At 31.4% G+C, this 23,319-nt stretch carries 21 protein-coding genes and 4 pseudogenes; 16 read left to right on the top strand and 9 right to left on the bottom strand.

Annotated elements, in window-relative coordinates:
• Positions 1-296: 296 nt before the first annotated feature.
• The 4 genes from ACWJJ7_RS05990 (at position 297) to ACWJJ7_RS05975 (ending at position 5,510) form a co-directional block, all read left to right on the top strand.
• Entirely contained in the window at positions 297-1,913 is a 1,617-nt protein-coding gene (locus tag ACWJJ7_RS05990) for a thiamine pyrophosphate-binding protein (protein ID WP_462964387.1), read from the top strand.
• Positions 1,914-1,964: 51 nt separating this feature from the next.
• Entirely contained in the window at positions 1,965-3,698 is a 1,734-nt protein-coding gene (locus tag ACWJJ7_RS05985; RefSeq protein WP_462964386.1) for a methyl-accepting chemotaxis protein, read from the top strand.
• A 151-nt stretch (positions 3,699-3,849) separates the two neighbouring features.
• On the top strand, positions 3,850-4,605 hold the full coding sequence (locus tag ACWJJ7_RS05980; protein WP_462964385.1) for a YoaP domain-containing protein: 756 nt from the start codon (positions 3,850-3,852) through the stop codon (positions 4,603-4,605).
• Between the two features lie 35 nt (positions 4,606-4,640).
• Positions 4,641-5,510 carry a radical SAM protein gene (locus ACWJJ7_RS05975; RefSeq protein WP_462964384.1) on the top strand — a complete coding sequence of 290 codons (870 nt, stop codon included), beginning with the start codon at positions 4,641-4,643 and terminating at the stop codon, positions 5,508-5,510.
• A gap of 126 nt (positions 5,511-5,636) precedes the next feature.
• Here ACWJJ7_RS05975 and ACWJJ7_RS05970 read toward each other — a convergent pair.
• The 3 genes and pseudogenes from ACWJJ7_RS05970 to ACWJJ7_RS05960 all read right to left on the bottom strand — a co-directional run.
• Positions 5,637-6,167: pseudogene (locus tag ACWJJ7_RS05970) on the bottom strand (IS3 family transposase); the annotation flags it as partial.
• Between the two features lie 291 nt (positions 6,168-6,458).
• Positions 6,459-6,914 (bottom strand): AraC family transcriptional regulator, encoded by a 456-nt coding sequence (locus ACWJJ7_RS05965; RefSeq protein ID WP_462964383.1) that lies wholly within the window; start codon positions 6,912-6,914, stop codon positions 6,459-6,461.
• Between the two features lie 253 nt (positions 6,915-7,167).
• Positions 7,168-7,296: a Tn3 family transposase gene (locus tag ACWJJ7_RS05960; RefSeq protein ID WP_462964382.1), complete on the bottom strand. Its 129-nt coding sequence runs from the start codon at positions 7,294-7,296 to the stop codon at positions 7,168-7,170.
• A 90-nt stretch (positions 7,297-7,386) separates the two neighbouring features.
• Here ACWJJ7_RS05960 and ACWJJ7_RS05955 point away from each other — a divergent pair, with 90 nt between their 5' ends.
• Positions 7,387-8,379, top strand: coding sequence for a hypothetical protein (locus tag ACWJJ7_RS05955; RefSeq protein WP_462964381.1), 993 nt, complete (start codon positions 7,387-7,389; stop codon positions 8,377-8,379).
• A gap of 301 nt (positions 8,380-8,680) precedes the next feature.
• Here ACWJJ7_RS05955 and ACWJJ7_RS05950 read toward each other — a convergent pair.
• The 3 genes and pseudogenes from ACWJJ7_RS05950 to ACWJJ7_RS05940 form a co-directional block, all read right to left on the bottom strand.
• A pseudogene (locus tag ACWJJ7_RS05950) lies at positions 8,681-9,106 on the bottom strand (ATP-binding cassette domain-containing protein); the annotation flags it as partial.
• A 676-nt stretch (positions 9,107-9,782) separates the two neighbouring features.
• Complete coding sequence (locus ACWJJ7_RS05945) at positions 9,783-10,811, bottom strand: hypothetical protein (RefSeq protein WP_462964380.1); 1,029 nt, start codon at positions 10,809-10,811, stop codon at positions 9,783-9,785.
• A gap of 50 nt (positions 10,812-10,861) precedes the next feature.
• Positions 10,862-11,254: pseudogene (locus ACWJJ7_RS05940) on the bottom strand (phosphodiester glycosidase family protein); the annotation flags it as partial.
• 158 nt (positions 11,255-11,412) lie between these two features.
• Here ACWJJ7_RS05940 and ACWJJ7_RS05935 point away from each other — a divergent pair.
• The 8 genes from ACWJJ7_RS05935 (at position 11,413) to ACWJJ7_RS05900 (ending at position 16,728) form a co-directional block, all read left to right on the top strand.
• Complete coding sequence (locus tag ACWJJ7_RS05935) at positions 11,413-11,832, top strand: hypothetical protein (RefSeq protein ID WP_462964379.1); 420 nt, start codon at positions 11,413-11,415, stop codon at positions 11,830-11,832.
• 25 nt (positions 11,833-11,857) lie between these two features.
• Positions 11,858-12,013, top strand: a complete 156-nt coding sequence (locus tag ACWJJ7_RS05930; protein WP_462964378.1) for a hypothetical protein — start codon at positions 11,858-11,860, stop codon at positions 12,011-12,013.
• 213 nt (positions 12,014-12,226) lie between these two features.
• Positions 12,227-13,324: a radical SAM protein gene (locus ACWJJ7_RS05925; RefSeq protein ID WP_462964377.1), complete on the top strand. Its 1,098-nt coding sequence runs from the start codon at positions 12,227-12,229 to the stop codon at positions 13,322-13,324.
• A 109-nt stretch (positions 13,325-13,433) separates the two neighbouring features.
• Positions 13,434-14,246 (top strand): DUF4037 domain-containing protein, encoded by an 813-nt coding sequence (locus ACWJJ7_RS05920; protein ID WP_462964376.1) that lies wholly within the window; start codon positions 13,434-13,436, stop codon positions 14,244-14,246.
• A gap of 215 nt (positions 14,247-14,461) precedes the next feature.
• On the top strand, positions 14,462-14,899 hold the full coding sequence (locus tag ACWJJ7_RS05915; protein ID WP_462964375.1) for an HI0074 family nucleotidyltransferase substrate-binding subunit: 438 nt from the start codon (positions 14,462-14,464) through the stop codon (positions 14,897-14,899).
• A gap of 1 nt (position 14,900) precedes the next feature.
• The gene (locus ACWJJ7_RS05910; protein WP_462964374.1) at positions 14,901-15,209 is read left to right on the top strand and encodes a nucleotidyltransferase domain-containing protein; all 309 of its coding nucleotides are present in this window, start codon (positions 14,901-14,903) and stop codon (positions 15,207-15,209) included.
• Between the two features lie 503 nt (positions 15,210-15,712).
• Entirely contained in the window at positions 15,713-16,315 is a 603-nt protein-coding gene (locus ACWJJ7_RS05905) for a DUF6241 domain-containing protein (RefSeq protein WP_462964373.1), read from the top strand.
• A gap of 47 nt (positions 16,316-16,362) precedes the next feature.
• Entirely contained in the window at positions 16,363-16,728 is a 366-nt protein-coding gene (locus ACWJJ7_RS05900; protein WP_462964372.1) for a hypothetical protein, read from the top strand.
• Between the two features lie 115 nt (positions 16,729-16,843).
• On the opposite strand, the pseudogene tnpA reads toward ACWJJ7_RS05900, so the two are convergent.
• Together tnpA and ACWJJ7_RS05890 are read right to left on the bottom strand one after the other, a co-directional pair.
• Positions 16,844-17,224, bottom strand: a pseudogene (gene tnpA, locus ACWJJ7_RS05895) (IS200/IS605 family transposase).
• A 6-nt stretch (positions 17,225-17,230) separates the two neighbouring features.
• Complete coding sequence (locus tag ACWJJ7_RS05890) at positions 17,231-17,404, bottom strand: hypothetical protein (RefSeq protein WP_462964371.1); 174 nt, start codon at positions 17,402-17,404, stop codon at positions 17,231-17,233.
• A 95-nt stretch (positions 17,405-17,499) separates the two neighbouring features.
• Between ACWJJ7_RS05890 and tnpB the strand changes: the two genes are divergently transcribed.
• Both tnpB and ACWJJ7_RS05880 read left to right on the top strand, forming a co-directional pair.
• Positions 17,500-18,606 (top strand): IS200/IS605 family element RNA-guided endonuclease TnpB, encoded by a 1,107-nt coding sequence (tnpB, locus tag ACWJJ7_RS05885; RefSeq protein WP_462964370.1) that lies wholly within the window; start codon positions 17,500-17,502, stop codon positions 18,604-18,606.
• Positions 18,607-18,933: 327 nt separating this feature from the next.
• On the top strand, positions 18,934-20,592 hold the full coding sequence (locus ACWJJ7_RS05880; protein ID WP_462964369.1) for an oleate hydratase: 1,659 nt from the start codon (positions 18,934-18,936) through the stop codon (positions 20,590-20,592).
• Between the two features lie 237 nt (positions 20,593-20,829).
• Here the strand turns inward: ACWJJ7_RS05880 and dhaS are convergent, their stop codons facing one another.
• Entirely contained in the window at positions 20,830-21,384 is a 555-nt protein-coding gene (gene dhaS / locus ACWJJ7_RS05875; protein WP_462964368.1) for a dihydroxyacetone kinase transcriptional activator DhaS, read from the bottom strand.
• A gap of 204 nt (positions 21,385-21,588) precedes the next feature.
• Here dhaS and ACWJJ7_RS05870 point away from each other — a divergent pair, with 204 nt between their 5' ends.
• On the top strand, positions 21,589-23,316 hold the full coding sequence (locus ACWJJ7_RS05870; RefSeq protein WP_462964367.1) for an oleate hydratase: 1,728 nt from the start codon (positions 21,589-21,591) through the stop codon (positions 23,314-23,316).
• Positions 23,317-23,319: the final 3 nt, after the last annotated feature.

Genomic DNA, 23,319 nt, shown 5'->3' with positions numbered 1-23,319 from the left:
AATTAGAGTACCTAATTTGATATTCTTATTTTGTTGATTGCCATAGGAATGCATATAGTTCCTATGATAACGTAACCATTGATAAACCTAATTATTTTCAAAAAATCTAATGCATAATATTTGAAAATTATGTTACAATTAGTATGAAAATGTATAAATTATTCATATGATAGAATAGATTGGAAATATGAGTTTAATTTTATGTAATGAATGGAACATAGAATTAAAGCTCAATATTGTCTAACATAGCCTAATTTATAAAAGAAACTAATTGAAAGTGATGGAGGATATAGCATATGAGAATAGCTGACGCAATAATAAAGACACTTACACTTAATGAAGTGAAGTGCGTATTTGGAATACCATCTGCAACATTTGCTGGTATACTGGATGCTTTAAATGACAGTGATATAGAATTTATAATAACAAAGAATGAAGCAGGAGCTGCTTACTGCGCTACAAAATATTCTGATTTATCAAATAAATTAGGGGTATGTATGTTGGCAGGTGGTGTAGGTGTAAACAATGCCATCAATGGAATTGCAGACGCACAAAGAAATAAACTTCCTATGCTTGTTATAAATGGGGATATAAAAAGGTCTTTCATGGGCAAAGGTGCTTTGCAAGAATTTGATAATATAAAATTGCTTAGTAGCTTAACAAAATACTCGAAAAATATTCTAAATGAGGATGAAGTTATTGAAGAGATTGAAAAAGCAATTACAATAGCCATGACACCACCATATGGCCCCGTTGCATTATCAATTCCTTTTGATATTCAAAATAATGAATTTAAAGGAATTCTTCCTACTAATAAAATAGTTATTGAACCAATGCAGTTTGATGAAAAAAGTTTAAAAGAAGCTATTAATGAAATTAATAATACTCAAAAGGGATTAATCTTAGTTGGTAGAGGTTCAAGAGGTATTAGTAAAGAAATAAAAGCATTAAGCGAAAAACTTAAATGGCCTGTAATGTCTACACCCAATGGTAAAGGAGTTGTGCACACAAACTTCCCTTATTATATTGGAAATTATGGATTTTGCTCAGCAGATGGAGCTGTGGAGTATGTAGAGAAAGAACAATTTGGCTGTCTATTAATCCTTGGTTCATCTTTAGGACAAGCCGCAACAAGGGATTACAAGGATATTCTCGTTAAAGATAGAAAAGTTATAAGAATAGACTGGGATGTAACGGAGTTTAATAAAGTATATAAAGAAGATATTTCTGTTTGTTACGACCTAAAACAAGCGGTAACTTTAATTAGTAACAATGTATCAGTAAAGGAAAATCCATTCATTAAACCTTTGATGAATAAGCCTTATGTAAAGAACCATACAGGTATGTCTTTAAGACTATTTGCTGAAAAAATATCAGACTTACTACCTGCGGATACTTGTTTCGTAAGTGATATGGGGGACTTTTTTAATTATTTATTTAAGTATATGCCAATAAAAGAGACAATGGATTTTCAAACAAGTATAAATTACGCATGTATGGGAACCGGTGTAGGGGGAGTTGTAGGTTCGTACTTAGCGAGTCCTGATAGAACATATGCTGTAATGGTAGGTGATGGTGGGTTTTACATGAATGGAATGGAAATACTAACAGCTAAAGAATATAATATACCTATTATCTACTTTGTTGTAAATAATTCAATGTTAGGGCTTGTTAATAATGGATTAAATGTACTATATGGTAGAAGTTGCAAAGGCAAAGTTAAATTTGCTAAAAAAAGTATAGCTTCTATTGCAGAAGCCATGGGAGTAGAAGCTATACAGATAACCTCAAATGAGGAAGTTGATAACATAAAGGACTTGCTACACAATAGAACACAACCATTACTTATTGAACTAGTTACTGATGGCTCAGAAATTGTTATAGATACTGATAGATTACAGAAAGTTAAATAAAAATTTTGTGTCGTAAGGAACATATTATAACGAAAGAAGGTAAATGCTAAAATGAAATTTTTTATAAACTTAAGCGTAAGAAAAAAACTTATATCAGTATTTTCAGTGATTTGTATTTTAATTATTTTAATAGGAGCAAATGGGATAGTAGGCGCATCAAAGATAAATAATGGTTCTGAGTCTATATATAGTGCTAATCTAATGTCTATTAAGAATTTGGGAGAAATAAAAAATAGTTTAGAGTATGGTAGCGCTGAAATGCTTAGAATTATTTTAGAAAAAGATAAGTCGAAATTAGATGACCACATAAAAATTAATAATGATTTAACAAATGGAATTAGAAAAACAATGCAGGAATATAATAGTCTACCAGAGGAATTAGATGATGACGTAGCAAAAGAAATGACAAAAACTTCTGATGATTTTAAAAATGAATTAGCAAAATATAATGAATTAAATACTAAGATGATTGAAGGTGCAAAAGCCGGCAAATATGATGAAGCACTTAAAATCTACAACACAGAGGATGAGGGAATAAGAATTTCTGTTTTTGAAAAATTAGATGAATTAATTGCTATGAACATAAAATCAGCACAGCAGGCTAATTTAAATAACATATCTCAATTTAAGGAAGTTAGGAATACGACCATAACTTATACAACTATAGCATTTTTGTTTATAATTGTTATGGCTTACATATTAACTAAGAATATGATTGGTCCGTTAAATAAAATAAAAGACTTAGCAAACAGAATATCATCTTATGATTTTTCTGATCTTATTGGTATTACAAGAAAGGATGAATTTGGACAAACTGGGGTAGCCTTAAATACTGCACAGAAAAATATAAGTAATTTGGTAAAAGTAATTATGGAAAATTCACAGGATTTAAGTGCATCTTCAGAGGAACTCTCAGCAACTGTTGAAGAACTATCTTCTAAAGTTGTAATTATTGATAAAGCAGTAGGGACTATCGCTTTGGATATTCAAGAGTCCAGTGCAGCCTCTGAGGAAATAAGTGCATCTGTTGAAGAGGTAGATTCAAGTATTAATATATTATCTTCAAAAGCTATGGACGGGAGTAATAATGCAAATCAGTCTAAAGAAAGGGCTACAGGAGTTAAGAATAATAGTCAAAAAGCTTTAGAGCAAACTAAAAAAATATATGTTGATAAACAAAATAAGATGTTAAAAGCAATTGAAGATGGAAAAGTAGTAGATAGTATAAAAGTTATGGCAGATACCATAGGAAGTATAGCCGAGCAAACCAATTTGCTTGCATTGAATGCTGCAATAGAAGCAGCCAGAGCGGGAGAACAAGGCAAGGGGTTTGCTGTAGTAGCAGACGAAGTAAGAAAGCTTGCTGAACAATCAGCCCAGGCAGTAACAGGTATTCAAGATACTATTGTCAAAGTTCAGCAGGCATTTAAAAGCAGTATTGATACAGGGAGTGACATACTAAAGTTTGTTAATACAGATGTACAAGCAGAATTTGATGCTTATGGGGAAACAGGTAATCAGTATTATAATGATTCAGATTTTGTAAGTAAGGTGTCGGATGAAATTGCGGCTATGTCTGAGGAAATCACAGCTACGATTGGTCAAGTAAGTGAAGCTGTTCAAAGTATGGCACAGACATCACAAAACTCAAGTGAAGAAGCAGAAACAATAAAAGTGAGTATGATTGAAACTACAAACGCAATAGAACAAGTGGCATTAACGGCGCAAAGCCAAGCAGAACTTGCTCAGAAGCTTAATGAAATAGTTCTTAAGTTTAAGATATAGCTTTTAGACACCTGACAATTGATAATATTTCAGAAGTTTTACTGGAGATTTCGAGGAATATCATAACAGTGATTGGGAGAATGCAGACATTGATATTTACATTGCATTAAAATAAAATCCAATTTAGTGGGTGTGAAAGGAGTGTGATAATATGGAGATTATAACATTAACAAAGGATAATCTGGAAAAGGAACATATTTGCTGTGCTATTTCAAACAACAAGGATTGTCAAGTATCTTCTAAGAAGCAGTGGATTTCAGAGCGTTTTGATGACGGTCTTGTTTTTAAAAAATGCGATGTGCGGGGGAAATGCTTTGTTGAGTATATTCCATCTGAAAAAGCGTGGTCACCTATTGATGCTGATGGTTACATGTTTATCAACTGCTTTTGGGTATCAGGACAACTCAAAGGTCTGGGTAATTCTAATCTGCTTTTGGAGGAATGCATCAAAGATAGCAAAGAAAAAGGGAAATTAGGACTTGTTGTTCTTTCCTCAAAAAAGAAAATGCCTTTCCTTTCCGATCCTAAGTATTTGAGATACAAAGGATTTCTTCTTGCTGATACATCACAACCATTTTATGAACTTTTATATTTACCTTTTAAAGAAAATATATCAAAGCCCCAGTTCAAACCTCATGTGAAAACACCACAAATTATAGAGCAAGGATTTGTTTTGTATTACTCAAATCAATGTCCTTTTACAGTTAAGTATGTTCCACTTATTGAAAATGTGGCAAAGCAAAAAGGAATTCCGTTCAAGAGTATCCTCTTAGAAACAACGGAGCAAGCACAAAATGCTCCTGCTCCGTTTAACACATATAGTCTGTTTTACAATGGCGAATTTCTGACAAACGAAATACTGTCAGAGAAAAAGTTTGAAAAGATATTAACTGAAAAGGGTTTGTAAGGAATTATTTGATTAAGAGATTTAGGAGTGGTTTAATGCACTACCAAGAATACAAATCTATTCTTTCGCCTAAAAACGGAATGAATATATATAGAGGTTGCAGTCATGGGTGCATTTATTGTGATAGTAGAAGTAGCTGTTACAATATGAAACATGATTTTTGTGATATTGAGATTAAGAGAAATGCACCCCAAATGCTTGAAGAGACATTAAAACGCAAACGAAAAAAATGTATGGTTGGTACAGGTGCTATGAGTGACCCATATATTCACGTAGAAGAAGAACTTTTGTATACTCGCAAATGCCTTGAAATCATAGATAAGTACGGCTTTGGACTTTCTATATTAACTAAATCAAATAGAATTTTACGTGACTTAGATTTGCTTAAAAGTATAAATAAAAAATCAAAATGTGTTGTGCAGATGACTTTAACTACATCTGATGAAAATTTGTGTAGCGCCATAGAACCTAACGTTTCAACTACAAAAGAGCGTTTTGAAACTTTGAAAATAATGAGTGAAAATGGAATTCCTACGGTGGTTTGGTTATCACCATTTTTGCCATTCATAAATGACAGCGAAGAAAATTTCCAAAGACTATTAGATTACTGTATTGAAGCAAAGGTTTATGGGATTATGTGTTTTGGAATTGGTTTAACGTTGCGTGAGGGAAATAGAGAATATTTTTATGAAAAATTAGATGAGTGTTTCCCCTATATGAAGCAAAAGTATATTAAAACGTTTGGTAATTCTTATGAGTGTCACAGCGATAACCACAGTAAACTTATGAAAATTTTGTATTACGAATGTAAAAAACATAGTATTTTAGTGGGAGTAGATAATGTTTTTTCCTACTTGAATTCATACGAAGATAAAAATTCAAATGATCAGATTAGTTTATTTTGATAAACTGGGGTAGTAACCGCAAAGCGTAAATTTACCACGTTAAGACATTTATTTCCAAGACCCTGATATAATAAAACAGTTATTAAATATAAAGTGTACCCTTTGTCAAGGACAATTTAAAAAAGACTATACAACATTAAGGAGATGATTTCTGTATTGAACAGGAGTCATCCTTTTTAAATTCCACTGATATCGGTAGTTATTATAGTAGAGCATATATTGCTTAATTTCGTGTTTTAATTCTTCTAAAGTTTCACATGACTTTATGTATGCTTCATCTTTAAAATGTCCAAAGAATGATTCCTGTGGGGCATTATCCCAACAGTTTCCACGTCTTGACATAGACTGTCCTAGACCACACTCCTTTACTAACTTTTGAAAGATTGGACTTGTATAATGTACTCCCTGGTCTGAATGAATAAATGCATCGTCAGTTAATTTAATTCTTCTACTCTTTTTCAACTTAAGTATAGTATCTGTAACTATAGCTAACTTCAAACTATCAGATACATTATATGCTAATATTTCATTAGTAGAGCTATCCTTAATTGTTGATAAATATGCCTTCTTGCTATTTCCGTAGAATAAGTAAGTTATGTCTGTAAGAAGCACCTTACCAGGTATATATTGCTTGAATTCTCTATTTAACAAATTAGGAGAACGGTTTATCATATTTCTTTCATTATAATCCATAAAAATGCCCCATAGAGTGACTTTTTTAAATTGTCTACTCTATATGGTACATTTTAATATATGGGGTATTGAAACAATTCTTGAAAAAAACAGCCATAAGACAGTATTCTCCATTTTTGATGAACTATAAATCAAAAACGGAACTACTATTTTGTGGCTGTTATGATGTAAAGTATGAAGAATGGGACGCAACTAATGCGTAAGACTTACGTATTTTATTAAATTCTATAAACTATAATTTATTAAAACTAAACTTTAGTTAATTGGTACACAAATTTCACAAAAATGATTTTTAACCATTTCAGTTTTATACCTTTCAAGAATAGGTCTTGCCTCATCCAGTTGATACCCTTTCTTTAATAATTCCGGAAAAATTGCAAGCCACGCTTTTTGAACTTCTTCAGCTGTATGTCTTATTTTAAAAACTGCATATTTTCCGCCAAGAATGTTACCATCACTAATATAATCATCACTAATGCAATAATCATTTGAAATAACGAGACCTGTGTCATAACGACAATTTTCAGGTTCTACTATTTTAGGGTTATCATGGGCAATTCCTAGTATGATAGATTGCTCATTAAGCAGTCCATTAGACTTAGCCCATTTCTTTAAATTTTCCATTACTTTAATATTATTCTGCCCATAAGATCCAACCTGCCTTATATAAGCAATTCTATAAAATGAAGTTTTTTCAATTTCTATATTCATAATTCTTCCTTTCTTTATAAAGTACATCGATGTCTATAAACATCATATAATGCTTTAAAATAGAAAACAAGACATTTTTTAAAATTACTAAATTACCACTTACATGTGTTTATTAATACTTTATATGACGCATTAATTTATCAATTTGACGTAACTTTTAGGAATATTATACCCATTATCGGAGTAATGTTAAAATTACTTTCAAAGGTCTCATGTTATCTACTAAATCATAATCAGAATTATCATCAAAATTTTATTGACCAATAAAATTGATATGTTCCCATCCAAGTGGAGAAACATGTTTCAGAAAGTCTTCATTAACGTCTTCTTTTTCTTTAAGTTTCTCAACTACTTTAGGTAAATAAATAATTCTTTTGCCCATAACAAAACCTCCTTAAGTTAGTCTACACTACTTTTTAGTTTCGTATCTACTTAAGTGGGTATAGTTCATATAGTAATTGTAGCTTTTTTAATGTTACATAATAAAATACCAGTTACTAAATATAGGGACAATTTTTTACTAGTATTAACAGATACTAAATATGAAGTTACATATGGAAAATATGATTTAAGTACAAAGAAATTTAATGAATTATATAAATATAAAAAGACTTCATATCCAACAGGATTATTTTCGTCAAGTGATAATTCATTGTATTACACTAAAAAAGACGACAAAGGATATACGCAATTATACAAATTAGATTTAAGAACAATGGAAGAAAAACAAATAACCAATAAATTACATAATAATATAGTTAATGTAGATTTTATAGATATTAATACAAAAGAATCTACTATATACATGAGAGTTATACAAAACGGTCATAGTAATGTGCAAATTGCTACATATAATATTAAAACTAATATTGTTCAAACATGGAATAAAGATGAGAATGATATCTCAGTTCAAAGATTTGACTATTCTCCAAGCAACAATACCTTGTTAGTAGCATTATATTCGTTAAAACAACAATTCCAGAATATGAGAAAGTCTAATGAAACACAAAATTTTATTAAATATACTACTGCTTATAATTTAGTTCAATTAGATTTTAAAGGTAAAAAAGTTAAGGAAATTGATTTAATAAATAAACCAGTAGAGGACATAGCTTTTTCAGCAAAATATAACTTGGCATTGGCTATTACAAGTGAAATGGTTAACATTAAAGAACACAAATACCTAACTACAATACGTGTAAAAGACATTAAAAAGAATACGTTTTATAACATATCTTTTACGGACCTAGGTTACTATTCTGTACAACAAGTAAAATTTTCTTTAAATGATTATGGCTTTTATTTTATAGGATCTAAATCAAATGATGGGACTCTTCTCGATGAACAAGGAGGCGTTTATAAACCTAAAAAGCTTTATTATTATAACTTAAAATCAAAAGAAATTTCTACCATATTTGAGCTTAAAAATAACACCATAAATAATTTTCTTATAATTAATAGTTAAGAGTGGTTTATAAGAGTATTAAAAAATAAATAGGAAATGAAAAAACTGTTAATAGGGGTAGTGCTCGCAAAACGCGGAAAACATACGTTAAGACAATTTACCAAAATATAATTTATCAAAACATTCTGACTTAGAACTAATACTAAAAAGTTCTAACTCATAAAACTTCAAAAAATCAGTGTAATGTGTTGATACATCTAGGGTTTTATATCTAAATGATAAAGTTCTTATTTTTTTCCTTATTATGGTTTTTATAATCTCTCCACCGAAAAGTTACATATCCATTTTCTAAATTCATAATTCACCTGAGAACTTCAAGTTTGCCTTGGTCCATTTCACATACTGTGTCACAAAGTGTATCAATATCCTCTGTGCTATGACTAGCTAAAATTATAGTTTTTCCTTCATCACGCAACTTTAGCAAAAGATCACGCATATCTTGAATGCCATGTTTATCAATACCATTCATAGGTTCATCAAGTAATAAAATAGATGGTTCTTCCATTATAGCCTGTGATACGCCAAGCCTTTGCCTCATTCCTAATGAATATTTACCTACCCATTTTTGGGTCTCAGGATCTAAACCAACTCGCTTCATAGTAGCTTTAATTTTCTCTTTTGAAATACTCTTATTAATAGATGCCAAAAATTTTAAATTTTTATAACCGCTGTAGTTTGGTAAAAAACCTGGAGTCTCTATAATGATACCAACATTCTTTGGAATATCAGTACTTGTGCTATGCTTACAAGTTTTGTTCTCACTGTTATTCCAGTTCTAAGTCCGGTCAGTGTTTCTCTTTTAAGCAGTTCCATATGTTACTCTCCTTCCTCCGGAATTACCCGTTATCTTCAGTACTATGAAAGTATCCGACTTCCTACTGGCATTTGCGTTCCTTACTTCTTCAGTTTGTACTGCATACTTTTCATTTGAAAAGACCAAGTAGGATCTCCCCGAGTTTCCGTATATTCTTAATGTTTAGCTAGGTAGGGTCTCTGACTACGGATATGTTTATTTGCACTCGCTTTAACGCACAAATAAATATTGCTTTCCACGTACATGAACGTTTCTGCCACATCGTCTACCGATTTTCGAAGCTCAATACCATTCACTGCTGGGTTACCACCCATTCAATTCTACCTCGCTAACTTTCTGTCTACGCTTAAAATGTTACGTTACCGCAACATCTCTAAGACTCGATACAAAGCGATTTGCTAAATCTTACCTTGACAGGATTCCCACCTGCTAGAATATACGCCCTGTCGGGACGCACCACGTATGTCGGCTGTACCCGTTACTACCCCTTTAGGAACCTTAAATGAAAATTAGATGATAAATTTCATTTAAGGTTCCGGTTTTTCGTTCCGTTACTACACAGACCCCTTGCATAGTTTGGATTCACTGATTACTTGAAAGGAACAAAAGATATTTTGTTATTTACAAGAGATGCTACTCCCTTATTATATAATTGGACAAATTTACCTTTATAGCTAGTTTGAGTTCCAGAATTTGTATCTTTCATAACACCTTTTAGTGGATCGATTTGATATATTTTACCATTAGTTGATACAAATAAATTTTCTTTAGCACAAGGTGTTTGTAAATCAATAGTTTTCCATGTACTGGTATCTTGTGATGTTTTACCATAATAAATTTTACTTGTTAAATTATCTTTCATTTCTGCAAGGTATATATTATCATCATCATCAGTGCCAACCAATGTAAGCTTATCAACACCACTAACACTTATAGCATCGCTTTGACCAGCAACATACATTTTATTATAAACTGAGCCTTCGTAGACTAATTTATCTTCATGACGAGTCAATGCGATATTGCCCACGAGATTAGGTATTGTATTAATTTTTGTCATCTCAAGCATTCTATCAATTCTATATATGCTAGTTTTCTTATTACTATTCGAAACCTTTATGCAAGTAACTCCTGTTAAAGGTGCTGTTTGAATATCTTCAACTACAGTGTTAGTATTACTCCACTCTAATTTTTTCTTCTTAACTTTTTCACCTTTTACTACATCATAAGAATATAATAGTAAGTTACTAGATACATCATCACTTTCTTTTTCTACTAAAAGCATTCTATTTCTATCTGGAATCCATGAAGCAAAAGAAAAGTTACATCCATCTGCCGACTTTATGTTTTTAGTTTTTCCATTCGAACAATTAACAATTACCAATTTATCATCTTCGTAATAAGATAAATATTTAGCATCATAGGATACCAATATCTTTGTAGCGTCTGTTGGTACAGTAATATCAATGTTTTTGGGCTTTGTACTTGCATTTTCAACTACGTTTTTCGAAACTGCTTTCGAATCATTAGCTAAAAAATGATGATCAATGTAAAAGAGCCCTAAACATTGCAAAGATAAAGAAACTACTATCCATATGCTTATTCTTTTCGTCCAACTCATATTTTTTTCTCCTTTAGCTTTAAAATATCCTATTCTTAGATTTTAGCTTATTACCTACTCTTTATATACATAATTGAAGGTACAGATCTTTCTCCCAAACTATCTGATGGACTATTTATTATTTCATCATCATAAAATAATGTAGAAGAAGAACCCCCATCTAAATTAGTAGCATTAACAGCTCCATAATCATATAATACATCTTGTGCTTCCCTTAAAGTAGCCCCTAAACTCCCTAACTGCCTACCGTCAATCACTAAAAATATTATTGCTCCATCTTTTCTTTGAGCTACACATGTTCTAGGTGCAATACCCCAACCACCATCACCTTTAGTAATAGTTTTTTTTCCATTAACTATAAGTGCTGGTCCAAAAGATACTGCATCAGTAACTCCAGCTGTTTTCATATAGGAAAGACTATGAGGACCAACTAATAATTCCCCTGATTACATTACTGAGAAATTGGTATCTTTTTTAGTTTCTGGAATAGTTTAATAGTAGGATATATAATGTAAATACTTATATATATCTAAAGATAATAAAAAAATAAGAAATTACCTTTCTTTAAATGAAATTATGTTTTATAGGGGCGGTGAATGGGATGAATTGGAAAGAAGAATTAGTTTTACAGTTAAGAAATCTGACTATTGATAAAAACATTATTAGTAGAGCAATGCAAAACTTTGTTGAGGCGTTTAATAGTAATATAGACAAATACAAAATAAAGAATATTCGAGCGACAACAGATTCAAATGAATATATAGATATAACGTATTATAAAAAAATTGAAATAAAATGTACTGATAAAAACGTTACTTTTATTTTATTTAATAAAGACAGGATTCAGGAAAATATATCTATTAAATTGAGTATTGCTGAAAAAGTAGGGGGTTATTTCATTCAATATATTAATACGGAAGAACGTAACCCAAAATTGCGAGCATTTATTGATGAAAATACTATTGATGGAATTTTTCAAGATTTATTTGAACTAAACGAAGAGGTAATAACTATGAATTAAGAAGCAATTAATTAAGAGCATCCGCTTGGATGCTCTTTTAGCAACCTTAGGAAATAAGCAGAATAGCTTAGCTCATGTTTTTTTGATTTTAACTCAAGTTAGTAACAAACAAAAATTGCTTGCTGAGTTACCAATTTTCGGTAATAATGGTATAATTAAATCATCTTCTGCGAAGCTGTAATATTAACGACTTCAGAAGGAGATTTATACTCCCACTGAAATTTTATTTTTGTTATAACACGGAACTCCCACTTATACAAGAGTGAGACTTTCCTTATGAAATGTCGTTAAATAAATATTTGTGTCGTAATGGTGAAAATGACGATTACACAAAGATAGTAAAATAGTTTGATAGAGAAATTACAAAGTAAGTATAGATGTAGGAGATGAAAGAATGAATAGTGATTTCAATTTATCTGTATATGTGAACAATGGGATTGAAAATGTTGTAAGGGGGATATTAAAGGCATCCTTTAAAAATCCAAAAGAAACAGCATTTGTATTAAAATATGTCTTATCAAGTAAGGAAGCAAAAAAGAAGAGGGGGAGATTTGAAAGAAAAGGAGAAAATGTTCCTGCATTTTTGATTTCCAGTATAACCAGTAGATGTAACCTGTTTTGTAAAGGTTGCTATGCAAGGGAATTTAACTCCTGTGGAGAAGGAGTACAAAAACAACAGTTGTCTACCGAAAGATGGGAAAGTATCTTTATGGAAGCTAGGGAGATTGGAATTTCTTTTATACTACTTGCAGGTGGAGAACCTTTAATGAGAAAAGATGTTATAGAAAAAGCAGCAAAGGTGAAAGAGATTATGTTTCCTATATTCACCAATGGTATAATGCTCCAGGAAGAGTATATAAAATTATTCCATGAAAATAGAAATCTTGTACCTATACTTAGCATTGAAGGAGATATGGAGCAGACAGATGGTAGGCGAGGAGAAGGAACTTATGAGGTTTTAATGAATGTAATGGACAAACTTAAGGAAAAAGGTATTTTGTTTGGCGTTTCTGCTACGGTGACAACTGAAAATTTCATGACTGTCTCTAGTAAAGCTTTTTTCGACAAGCTATACAATAAAGGCTGTAGGGCATTAGTTTTTGTAGAATACGTGCCCGTGATAAAAGAAACATGGAAGCTTGCACCTACTGAGAATGAGCGCAAAAAATTGGAATGTGAGCAGCAAAAACTTAGAAAGCAGTATGAAGATGCTATTTTTCTATCCTTTCCTGGTGATGAGAAATACTCAGGGGGATGTCTTGCAGCTGGAAGAGGCTTCTTCCACATTAATGTAGATGGTTCCGCAGAGCCATGTCCTTTCTCACCTTATTCTGATACAAACCTAAAAGACTGTACTTTAAGAGAGGCTCTTAAGTCACCACTATTTACAAAACTTAATGAAACAGGAATGCTGATTGGAGAACATGCGGGTGGTTGCCTTCTTTTTGAAAAAGAAAAGGAAGTTAAAGAATTAATTAGTAGCAGTAGATAAATTTAGACATTATAATGATTTTAAATAGCAGGATTATGAGAAACAACTACATAAAATATTTATAGTTTATGTATAAAGTCAAATACATATAGAAAGGAGTGTCTTTTTTATGAATATTAATGCAAATGTGAGGTCGCTAGTTAATGATTTCTCAAAACTAGAAGAAGTGGAGGGCATCTTATTAGCTGGATCACACGCAACAAAAACTAGTGATAAAGATTCAGATTATGATATATACATTTATACAGCTAAGGAAATACCACTAGAAAAGAGAGAGTTAATTACTGACAAATATTGTAGTTACATGGAACTAAATAATACCTTTTGGGAAACCGAAGATGATGGATTTCTAAAAGAAGGTAATATTCCAGTGGAAATTATATATAGGGACTTAGATTGGATTGACGGTTTATTAAATAGAACCTTAGTAAAATGTGAAGCAGATACAGGATATACAACTTGCTTTTGGGCTAACTTCATAAATTCAATTATATTGTACGATAAAAATGGTGATTTAAATAAGCTTAAACAGAAATATGAGATAAGCTACCCTTATGAATTAAAGGAAAACATAATAAAAAAGAACTATCCACTATTAAAGCTTCAAATGCCTTCATATTATTACCAAATAGAGAAGGCTTTAAAAAGAAATGATTTTATTAGTGTAAATCATAGAGTAGCAGCCTTGTTTGCAAGTTATTTTGATATTATATTTGCTATAAATGAAATGCCGCATCCAGGTGAGAAAAAAATTCTTAAAATCATAAAAGATAATAATTTGAGGGTGCCTACAGATATGGAAACAAACGTTAATAATATTTTAAAGTATTCAGCAGTAAATGATATAACAATATTATTAGAAATAGATTTATTGATTGGTAAATTAGATATACTACTAAAGACAAATAGGAAGAGAATTTAATTAATGATGATGTTAAGTTAAATATTATATTAGAAAAGAGATAATAAACTTTCTTTCTTAATGGAAGAAAGTTTTCTTCATTTTAATATTATTTGCCTTCTTGGTTTTCCGCAGGAGATGATTTAATATATTTATTTGTGCTTTAGATTTAAATAACATTATATATGGTAAAATAATAAGAGAAAATATATATAATTTAGAAAGGGAGAGTAAAGATGAGTGGAATATTAGATAAATATGATGAATCAATAAAACTAACATACAATTACGCGTATAGAATGTTAGTTCATCTAAAAAACATCACAGATAATTTTAATAAATTACAAAAACCAGATGATATAACAATAGAAGTATATAGAGATTCTATTATAAAAAAGTATGAAACATTAGAAGATTTAACTTGGAAGTTATTATCTAAGATATTTAAGGCTTCTGGTTTAGAAATAAACAATCCAAGAGCGTGTTACAAACAAGCATTCAAAGAGGGATTAATCAATGATATAGAAATTTGGAATGATATTTTAGTATCAAGAAACTCTACGTCACATATTTATGATGAGCAGGATTATGAACAAATTAAAAATAAGATAGTATATGAGTATATTGATGCCATAGAAACTCTATTAAATAATGTTTCAAAAGAGGTAATATAAAATGTATGGAATAAATGAAAAAGTCTATAAAAAATTAATTAATTATTTTGAGAATAGTAGTACAATAGAAAAAGTAATAATTTTTGGGTCAAGAGCAAAAGGGACTGAAAATATAAATTCTGATATAGATTTATGTATAGGTTATAAAGGGAAAAGTAAAGGAAGTATTGTAGAAGAAATAAATGATATAATAGGAGTATATTCTTGTGACATTGTTTTTATAGATTTATTAAATGAAAATATAAAAAAACAGATAGATAGAGATGGTATTGAAATTTATTGTGAAAAATTCAAAAACAAAGTAATTTAATAAATGATTTGTACAGTGGCTATAAAATATTATAGCCACTTTTAATTGTAAACGATTTGTTTTTAAGTAATAATAAATTAATCTATCTAAGTTTATTCAATGGTTATGCAATCCGCTCATAAAATTAGAAAGTTTTAGAAAAAATATTCTTTTTAATAAAATTACAGCATAATAAGAATATATAAGATAGTAAGAGATGCCCATATTAACTACCCCTTCGACGAATCAATATTGAAAGTGAAATACCATTGTTTTGAAAATCCCATAGAGTGGGGTTTTAGCTAACTATTGTAATCGATATGCATTTACGATATAATTGGCGTAATATGACAAATTTATAGTGAAAGTGGTATTGTATGAAAAATACCAAAAGAAATAAAGCTATTAAGAAATCATCGTAAGAACATAATTATATATGGGTAAAACTTACAGGAGAAGGTGCTGAATTAATGTCAGTAAATTCTTTAAGATAATTGTACAAACGAAAGGGGTTAATTATAAGGATGAATAAAATAAAAGAACTAACAAACAGTAGAAAAGTGGCAATTATTTTCGGCGTTGTAATTGTAGTAGCGATAGGTGGGCTAATTGGTCAAAGGGTATATAAAGCAAAAGTAGCTGCAAAGGTTGCAGCGACCAAAGCTGCTAAAGAAGTTGCGGAAATTAACAAGAAAAGGGAAGCATATGCCAAGCAAAAGGCAGACGCAGAAGCGAAAGCATTAGCTGATGCGAAAGCATTGGCAGCCACCAAAGCAGCCGAAGAAGAAGCACAAGTAGTAAAATCAAATGCGGAAATATACCGAGTAGGGCGTCCCGTGGCTGTAGTATATGAAGAAATGCATACAATGATAAACAGTGTAGTTATTGCAGATGATGTATGGGAAAAAAAATTAATCACAAAAGAGAACGTCGCCGCACTAATTACGGAGGTGAAAAATTCGAAATATAACGATGAAAAACTACTTGAAATACTTAACCGATGGAAAGACGGTGACTTTACACAAGGAGATAGCGACCATAACTATTTATGGGATAAACTTGGTGGAACCACAGGAAGGGCGACGGGAGTCAACACTAGCAAACTACCAATATGGGCAAAGAAATAAAATCTGAATTATGATAAATAGTAAATATGAAATAAGAGGTGAATGATTTGTCATTTAAACCTAAATATGCTTTGATTATTGTAAGTTTAGTTTTAGTAGGAATTATTTTTATGTATGGTACTGTAAATTCTAAGACTAAAAATGCTAAAACTATACTGCCTAAAACTACTGGGGTAGAGACTTTTAGTGGCGTTGTAAAAAGTATTGAAACTATTGAAAACATTGTTTTTATAGTTGTAAGTAAAGATAGTAAAGAAACAGTTTATTATACAAGCACGGGTATGGCTGTTGCAAAGGAAGTTTTAAAACTTAAGGTTGGTGATAATGTAGATTTAAAATATGCGCGTGGAGCTCCCAAAAAATATAAAGAAGTAATTGCAATGCCACTATCAAGTATTAAAGTTATAAAATAAATTAATTCTATATGTTATATTGTTTGTTAATTTTTATAATACTGCCCGTAAAACCCCGTACCATTGTGGTCGGGAATGTAAGGGCTTTAAGTTAGGGAGTTCGATACTCCCTAACTTAACATGATACTAACTTCTGATTCTGAATGTACCTTTGAATTGTTTTAGTCGAAACTGACCCTGCTGTACCAACATAATAGCCTTTGCTCCATAGTCCACTGCCTCAAAACTTTTGACGTTTCAAATCGGGAAAAGTTCTAAAAATATGCAATGCTGATACACTTTTCAAAGTCTTAACTATATCTATTGGTGCAATAGTTGGAGGTGCAGAGATGAATAGGTGGCAATGGTCGGGCATTATTTCCATTTCCAATAACTCATAGCCATAGTTGAAACAAATCATCCCAAACACATCCTTAATTTGTTGCTCTACCTCATTTTTGAAAATGCTATGACGATATTTAGGGCAAAATACGATATGATAGTTGATATTATAAATGCTATGCTATGCTTTGTTTTCATTATCTTCGTACTTGTCAATTATAAGTTTCATTCCTTCCTCGATTAAATCATTAGCATTAATTCTAACTTGTTTTTCTGCACTTACTTTAAGGGCAAGTAATTGAATTTTAGAATATAAATCATTGTCTAAAGTGGTATTAATACTTTTTCTTGTCATGTTATCACCTCATGTCAACTATATCATATAGTTGACAATGATTCAATGACGTTGTATGATAACTATATGAACTATATGAAAAACGAGGTGATGTTGTGGAAAAGGCTTTTAAATTTAGATTAATGCCAACAAAAGAACAGGAAACACTGTTAAACAAGACTTTTGGCTCTTGTAGGTTTGTATACAATCACTACCTTGGAAAAAAGATTGACCTATACAAAAGTGAAGAAAAATCTATGTCTTATGTTGAGTGTGCCAATGCTATGAAAACTCTTAAAGATGAATATGAGTGGCTAAAGGAAATAGACGCAATATCACTTCAACAGAGTTTGAGGGATTTAGATAAAGCCTATAAGAATTTCTTTAAAGGTAGTGGTTTCCCTAAATTCAAGAGTAAGCACAATCATAACCAAAGCTATAGAACTCAAATGGTTAATGATAATATCAAAATTAAGGGCAACAAAATTAAACTACCTAAAATTGGTTGGGTAGAGTTTAAAAATCATAGGGTAGTTGAAGGCAGAATACTAAATGTTACTGTCAGTAAAACTCTTTCCAACAAGTGCTTTGTTTCGATTTGTTGCACTAATGTAGAGATTGAGAAACTACCTCAAAACGCTAATATGGTAGGAATATATGTTGGTATAAAGTCTTTTTGTGTTATGTCTAATGAGGAAAATATAGAGAATCCTAAATATCTTCAAAAATCTTATGAAAAGTTAATTAAGGCTCAAAGAAGATTAAGCAGTAAAACTAAAGGAAGTAGGAATTATCATAAAGCAAGGGTTAAATTTGCTAAAGTCCATGAACAAATTGCCAATCAACGAATAGACTTTTTGCATAAATTATCTTTAAGAATTATAAATGAAAATCAAGTTATAATTCTTAAAGATTTAAATCTAAAAGACATGATGAAGAATGAAAATTTAGCACAGAGAATAAGTGATTGCAGTTGGCCTAAGTTCACAAGACTATTAGAATATAAGGCTGAATGGTATGGTAGAACGGTACATAAAGTAAATACTTTCTACCCTTCAAGTCAATTATGCTTCGCTTGTGGCTACCAAAATGCAGAAGTAAAAAACTTAAATATAAGAGAATGGATATGTCCTAAATGCGGTAGCAAACATGATAGGGACATCAATGCAAGTAAAAACATTCTCAAACAAGGACTAAAAGAACTAAAAATATTAGCGGCGTAAACTAACATAGTTAGTTAGTAAGCCTATAGATAAATACGGTAGGAACTATCGGAATTAAGCCTGTGGAGATAGTAGGTTACGAGGTCGAAGAAACAGGAAGCCCCATTCCCCTTGTGGGTGGGGTAAGTTCACTTACTATACACTATAAGACATATGTATGTTTTTTAGACAGTTATACAAATTTGATTATATACAATCCTTTCGTTTGAATTTATATTGTACCTATAGCAAGTGCTTGCAAATGCATGCAAGTGCTTAACTTGGTAAATACAAAATTGACCTAGGCTTATAGCTTATGGCATAATTTTTCAAATGGAGGGGTTTTAAATGAGATTTAATTTTGATCAAACTATTGATGTAGAAAAAACCAATGCTTATATGGTTGGTGCTGGACTCGCATCACTTTCTGCTGCGGTATTTTTAATTAGAGATGGACATGTTCCAGGAAAAAACATTCATATATATGAAGAATTAGGCGTCACAGGTGGCAGCATGGATGGAAGTGGTGATGCTGAGAATGGTTATGTAATTCGTGGTGGAAGAATGTTTGATAGGGAAGCTTATGCTTGTACTTTTGGAGTAATGGAAAGTATTCCTTCATTAACTGATCCTAAAGTTTCAATACTTGATGAATTTAATGCTTTTAATAAAAAAATTCATACCCATGCAAAAGCTAGATTAATAGATAATGATGCTAAAATAACTGATGTATCAACTTTGGGACTTGTTCGCGCTGATAGAATGGCATTAATGGATATAATGATTAATTCTGAAGATTCTTTGGGAACAAAAACTATTAGAGAATGTTTCCCAGAACCATTTTTTAAATCAAACTTCTGGCTTCAGTGGACTACACTCTTTGCATTTGAAACTTGGCACAGTGCTAAAGAATTAAAGAGATATCTTCATAGATTTATTCAAGAATTACCACGTCTAAGTGATTTATCTGGAATACGTCGTACACCATATAATCAATATGATTCAATGTTATTACCTATGACAAAATGGTTAGAAGCACAAGGTGTTAATTTTGAATTAGATTGCAGAGTAACTGATTTTGAATTTAAACCATCAGATACTGAAACTACGGTTACAGCATTCAAATGCGAAAAAAACGGAAAAGAAATTAGAATAGAAGTGGGAGAGGGGGACCTTGCCTTTGCTACTATCGGTTCTTTAACAGCTGGTACCAGCCTTGGATCAATGACTACACCAGCAAAGATTAACGACAAAAGTGTAGGTGGAGCATGGGATCTTTGGGAGAAAATTGCGAGCGGTCGTCCTGAGTTTGGTAAACCTCAAGTCTTTGATGAACGTGTTGAAGAATCAATGTGGCAGTCTTTCACAGTTACTCTTAAAGACCCAACAATGTATAAAAGAATAATAGAATTCTCAGGAAATCAACCAGGAACTGGTGCTCATATGACATTTAAAGATTCTGCATGGCTCATGACAATAGTTGTACACAATCAACCACATTTTCTTAATCAACCTGATAACATACAAACTTTCTGGGGTTATTCTTTGTTCCCATATGCAAAAGGTGATTTCATAAAGAAGAGGATGGTGGATTGTACTGGTGAGGAAATATTAACTGAGGTATTATATCACCTAAACTTTAAAGAAGATATGGAGAAGATTCTTAAAACGTCTATTTGTATACCATGTATATTACCTTTTACAACGGCACAATTTTTAACTAGAGAAAAGGGTGATAGACCACAAGTTATTCCAGAAGGTTCAACTAATTTAGCATTACTTGGACAGTTTTGTGAAATAGAAGATGATGTAGTATTTACTATGGATTATTCTGTAAGAGGCGCACAAACCGCTGTTTATAAATTCCTAAATCTAAATAAAAGAATTACCCCTATTTATAAAGGACAGCATGATGTTCGTGTACTAATTAATTCTGCCCTTGAAATGATGAAGGATGATAACTTAAGTGAAGAAATAAATGCACTTAAATCTATGATATTGAAATAATTTAACGACATTTCAGAAGGAAAGTCTCCCACTTTTATAAGTGGGAGTTCTATACTGTAACAAAAAGAAAACTTAAGTGGGAGTATAAATCTCCTTCTGAAGTCGTTAATACTGCAGCTCCGCAGGAGATGATTTAACGACATTTCAGCACCGAAGGTGATAAACAGCACCGTAGGTGATAATTAATGGGACGGTTGTCCAGTTTTCTATAAAAAGAAAATTGGACAACCGTCCTCGTTAATATCTAGATAAAGCACCAAGCATGCTACCTTCAACCACATTTTTCATCTTTTCTACCATGATTTGTGGTGAGTCTTTCATGCCGGTTTTAATCCACTGAACGATTACACCCACAAAAGCATGGGTATAAAAATCCGCAATAAACTTTTTGTCCATATCAGGAACATTCATGCCTAAGGATAAATCATTTACAATCCCCATAATAAGTTCGCAACTAAAGTCAAAGAAATATCCATTAAAAGCATTTTGACCAGGTGTGTTAAGCGCATTAATATAAAAGGAATTATTATTCATTAGGTAGCACAAGGTTCTATACATACCATCAGTCCAATTTTCATAACGATTGCAGTTAGCGATACATTCTGTAACTTCAGTGTGATAAATCCAATTCACAAGGTCGAATTTATCTTTAAAATGATAATAAAATGTTTGTCTATTAAGGTTACAATTGCCCACAATGTTTTGTATGGAAATTTTTGATAGAGGAACTGTTTTCATTAACTGTTTTAAGGATAAAGCAAGAGCCTTTTCTGTTATTATTGATTCAGACATAATAATCACCTACAAAAATTAGTTTCAATAGTAATTATACACCATAAATATGGATTTTTTGTAGATAATCCTATAATAGAAAATTAAATCTCACGTGTTTTTAGACAAACACTCAAAAGTGTGTAAATACATTTAACCTTACTTGAGTTACAATAATAGATAAGATATTTATTACTAATGAAACAGAAAATGGAGGGAAATTTTATGAGTAAAAAATCAAGCAAAAATGGTATGAACGTGTTACTTACTTTAGGTGCAATAGCTGGTGCAGCTACTATAGCGACTATTAGTGCAAAGAAGTTTGAAAATAATTCTAAAACATCGATAGATTTATCAGAAAATAGAAATAATGAAGATAGACAAGTTTACTTTATTGGTGGAGGGTTAGCTTCCTTAGCTGGTGCTGCTTATCTTGTACGAGATTGTAACTTTAAAGGAGAAAATATTCATATTATTGAAGGAATGAAAATTCTAGGAGGCAGTAATGATGGTGCAGGAGATGCCATAAATGGTTATGTATGCCGTGGTGGTAGAATGTTAAATGAAGAGACCTATGAGAATTTTTGGGAATTATTTTCAGATATACCATCTTTAGATATGCCAGGTAAAAGCGTTAAGGAAGAAATTCTTAATTTTGATCATTTGCACCCAACACATGCACAGGCACGTTTAATTGATAAAGATGGAGTAATTCTAGATGTGACTAGTATGGGATTTAATAATGTCGATCGTATGGCTCTTGGAAAACTGATGATTACACCGGGAGAAAAATTAGATAATAAGACTATTGAGGAATGGTTTAGTCATACACCACATTTCTTTGAAACTAATTTTTGGTACATGTGGCAAACAACATTTGCTTTCCAAAAATGGTCCAGTCTTTTTGAGTTTAAGCGTTACATGGAACGTATGATTTTTGAATTTTCTCGTATTGAAACTTTAGAGGGTGTTACACGTACTCAGTACAATCAATATGAGTCTGTTATTCTTCCATTAAAAGCTTACTTAGAAAACTTTGGAGTTGATTTTAGTATAAATGCAACTGTAACTGATTTAGATTTCAAATCAGGAGATGAAATTACAGTAACGGCTATGCATATAGAAGAAAATGAAGGTGAGAGGGTTATTCAGTTAAACCCTAGAGACGTTTGTATTATGACAAATGGCTGCATGACTGACTGTGCAACTCTTGGTGATATGTACACACCTGCAGAATATAATCCAAGCAAACCAATATCTGGTGAACTTTGGGCAAAAATAGCTAAAAAGAAAAGAGGTCTTGGAAATCCAGAACCATTCTTTGGACATGCAAATGAAACTAACTGGGAAAGCTTTACCGTGACTTGTAAGGGTAATAAATTCTTAAACCTGATTGAAAAATTCTCCACTAATATTCCAGGTAGTGGTGCATTAATGACATTTAAGGATTCTAATTGGTTAATGAGCATAGTTGTTGCAGCTCAACCACACTTTAAAAATCAGCCAATTGATACAACTATGTTCTGGGGCTATAGCATATATACTGATAAAGTTGGTGATTTTGTAAAGAAATCAATGCGTGATTGTACAGGTGAGGAAATGCTAATAGAACTTTTACACCATATGCATATGGAAGACAAGCAAGAGGAAATTATGGACACAATAATTAATGTTATTCCATGTATGATGCCATATGTAGATGCACAGTTCCAGCCTCGTAAGATGACTGATCGTCCAAATGTTGTACCAAAAGACTCAACAAATTTCGCTATGATTAGCCAGTTCGTTGAAATCCCAGATGATATGGTATTTACAGAAGAGTATTCTGTACGCGCAGCAAGAATTGCGATATATACACTATTTGATGTAAAAGATAAAAAGATTCGACCAGTAACGCCTTATAGAAAGAATCCTAGGATATTAAAAGAAGCATTAAAAACTTCATTTAGATAAAAA

The organism is Clostridium sp. CM042, assembly GCF_055080995.1.
Note: the sequence above shows the minus strand (reverse complement) of the source record. Positions and strands in the feature narration are given on the sequence as shown.

What these genes read in the sequence shown, in the direction of transcription:
- ACWJJ7_RS05920 (WP_462964376.1), top strand. Translation starts at nt 13,434, where the DNA reads ATGAATATTAATGCAAATGTGAGGTCGCTAGTTAATGATTTCTCAAAA.
- ACWJJ7_RS05905 (WP_462964373.1), top strand. Translation starts at nt 15,713, where the DNA reads ATGAATAAAATAAAAGAACTAACAAACAGTAGAAAAGTGGCAATTATT.
- ACWJJ7_RS05990 (WP_462964387.1), top strand. Translation starts at nt 297, where the DNA reads ATGAGAATAGCTGACGCAATAATAAAGACACTTACACTTAATGAAGTG.
- ACWJJ7_RS05965 (WP_462964383.1), bottom strand. Translation starts at nt 6,914, where the DNA reads ATGAATATAGAAATTGAAAAAACTTCATTTTATAGAATTGCTTATATA.
- ACWJJ7_RS05985 (WP_462964386.1), top strand. Translation starts at nt 1,965, where the DNA reads ATGAAATTTTTTATAAACTTAAGCGTAAGAAAAAAACTTATATCAGTA.
- ACWJJ7_RS05980 (WP_462964385.1), top strand. Translation starts at nt 3,850, where the DNA reads ATGGAGATTATAACATTAACAAAGGATAATCTGGAAAAGGAACATATT.
- ACWJJ7_RS05955 (WP_462964381.1), top strand. Translation starts at nt 7,387, where the DNA reads ATGTTACATAATAAAATACCAGTTACTAAATATAGGGACAATTTTTTA.
- ACWJJ7_RS05890 (WP_462964371.1), bottom strand. Translation starts at nt 17,404, where the DNA reads ATGACAAGAAAAAGTATTAATACCACTTTAGACAATGATTTATATTCT.
- ACWJJ7_RS05960 (WP_462964382.1), bottom strand. Translation starts at nt 7,296, where the DNA reads ATGGGCAAAAGAATTATTTATTTACCTAAAGTAGTTGAGAAACTTAAA.
- ACWJJ7_RS05915 (WP_462964375.1), top strand. Translation starts at nt 14,462, where the DNA reads ATGAGTGGAATATTAGATAAATATGATGAATCAATAAAACTAACATAC.
- ACWJJ7_RS05910 (WP_462964374.1), top strand. Translation starts at nt 14,901, where the DNA reads ATGTATGGAATAAATGAAAAAGTCTATAAAAAATTAATTAATTATTTT.
- dhaS (WP_462964368.1), bottom strand. Translation starts at nt 21,384, where the DNA reads ATGTCTGAATCAATAATAACAGAAAAGGCTCTTGCTTTATCCTTAAAA.
- ACWJJ7_RS05945 (WP_462964380.1), bottom strand. Translation starts at nt 10,811, where the DNA reads ATGAGTTGGACGAAAAGAATAAGCATATGGATAGTAGTTTCTTTATCT.
- ACWJJ7_RS05975 (WP_462964384.1), top strand. Translation starts at nt 4,641, where the DNA reads ATGCACTACCAAGAATACAAATCTATTCTTTCGCCTAAAAACGGAATG.
- ACWJJ7_RS05925 (WP_462964377.1), top strand. Translation starts at nt 12,227, where the DNA reads ATGAATAGTGATTTCAATTTATCTGTATATGTGAACAATGGGATTGAA.
- ACWJJ7_RS05870 (WP_462964367.1), top strand. Translation starts at nt 21,589, where the DNA reads ATGAGTAAAAAATCAAGCAAAAATGGTATGAACGTGTTACTTACTTTA.
- ACWJJ7_RS05880 (WP_462964369.1), top strand. Translation starts at nt 18,934, where the DNA reads ATGAGATTTAATTTTGATCAAACTATTGATGTAGAAAAAACCAATGCT.
- ACWJJ7_RS05935 (WP_462964379.1), top strand. Translation starts at nt 11,413, where the DNA reads ATGAATTGGAAAGAAGAATTAGTTTTACAGTTAAGAAATCTGACTATT.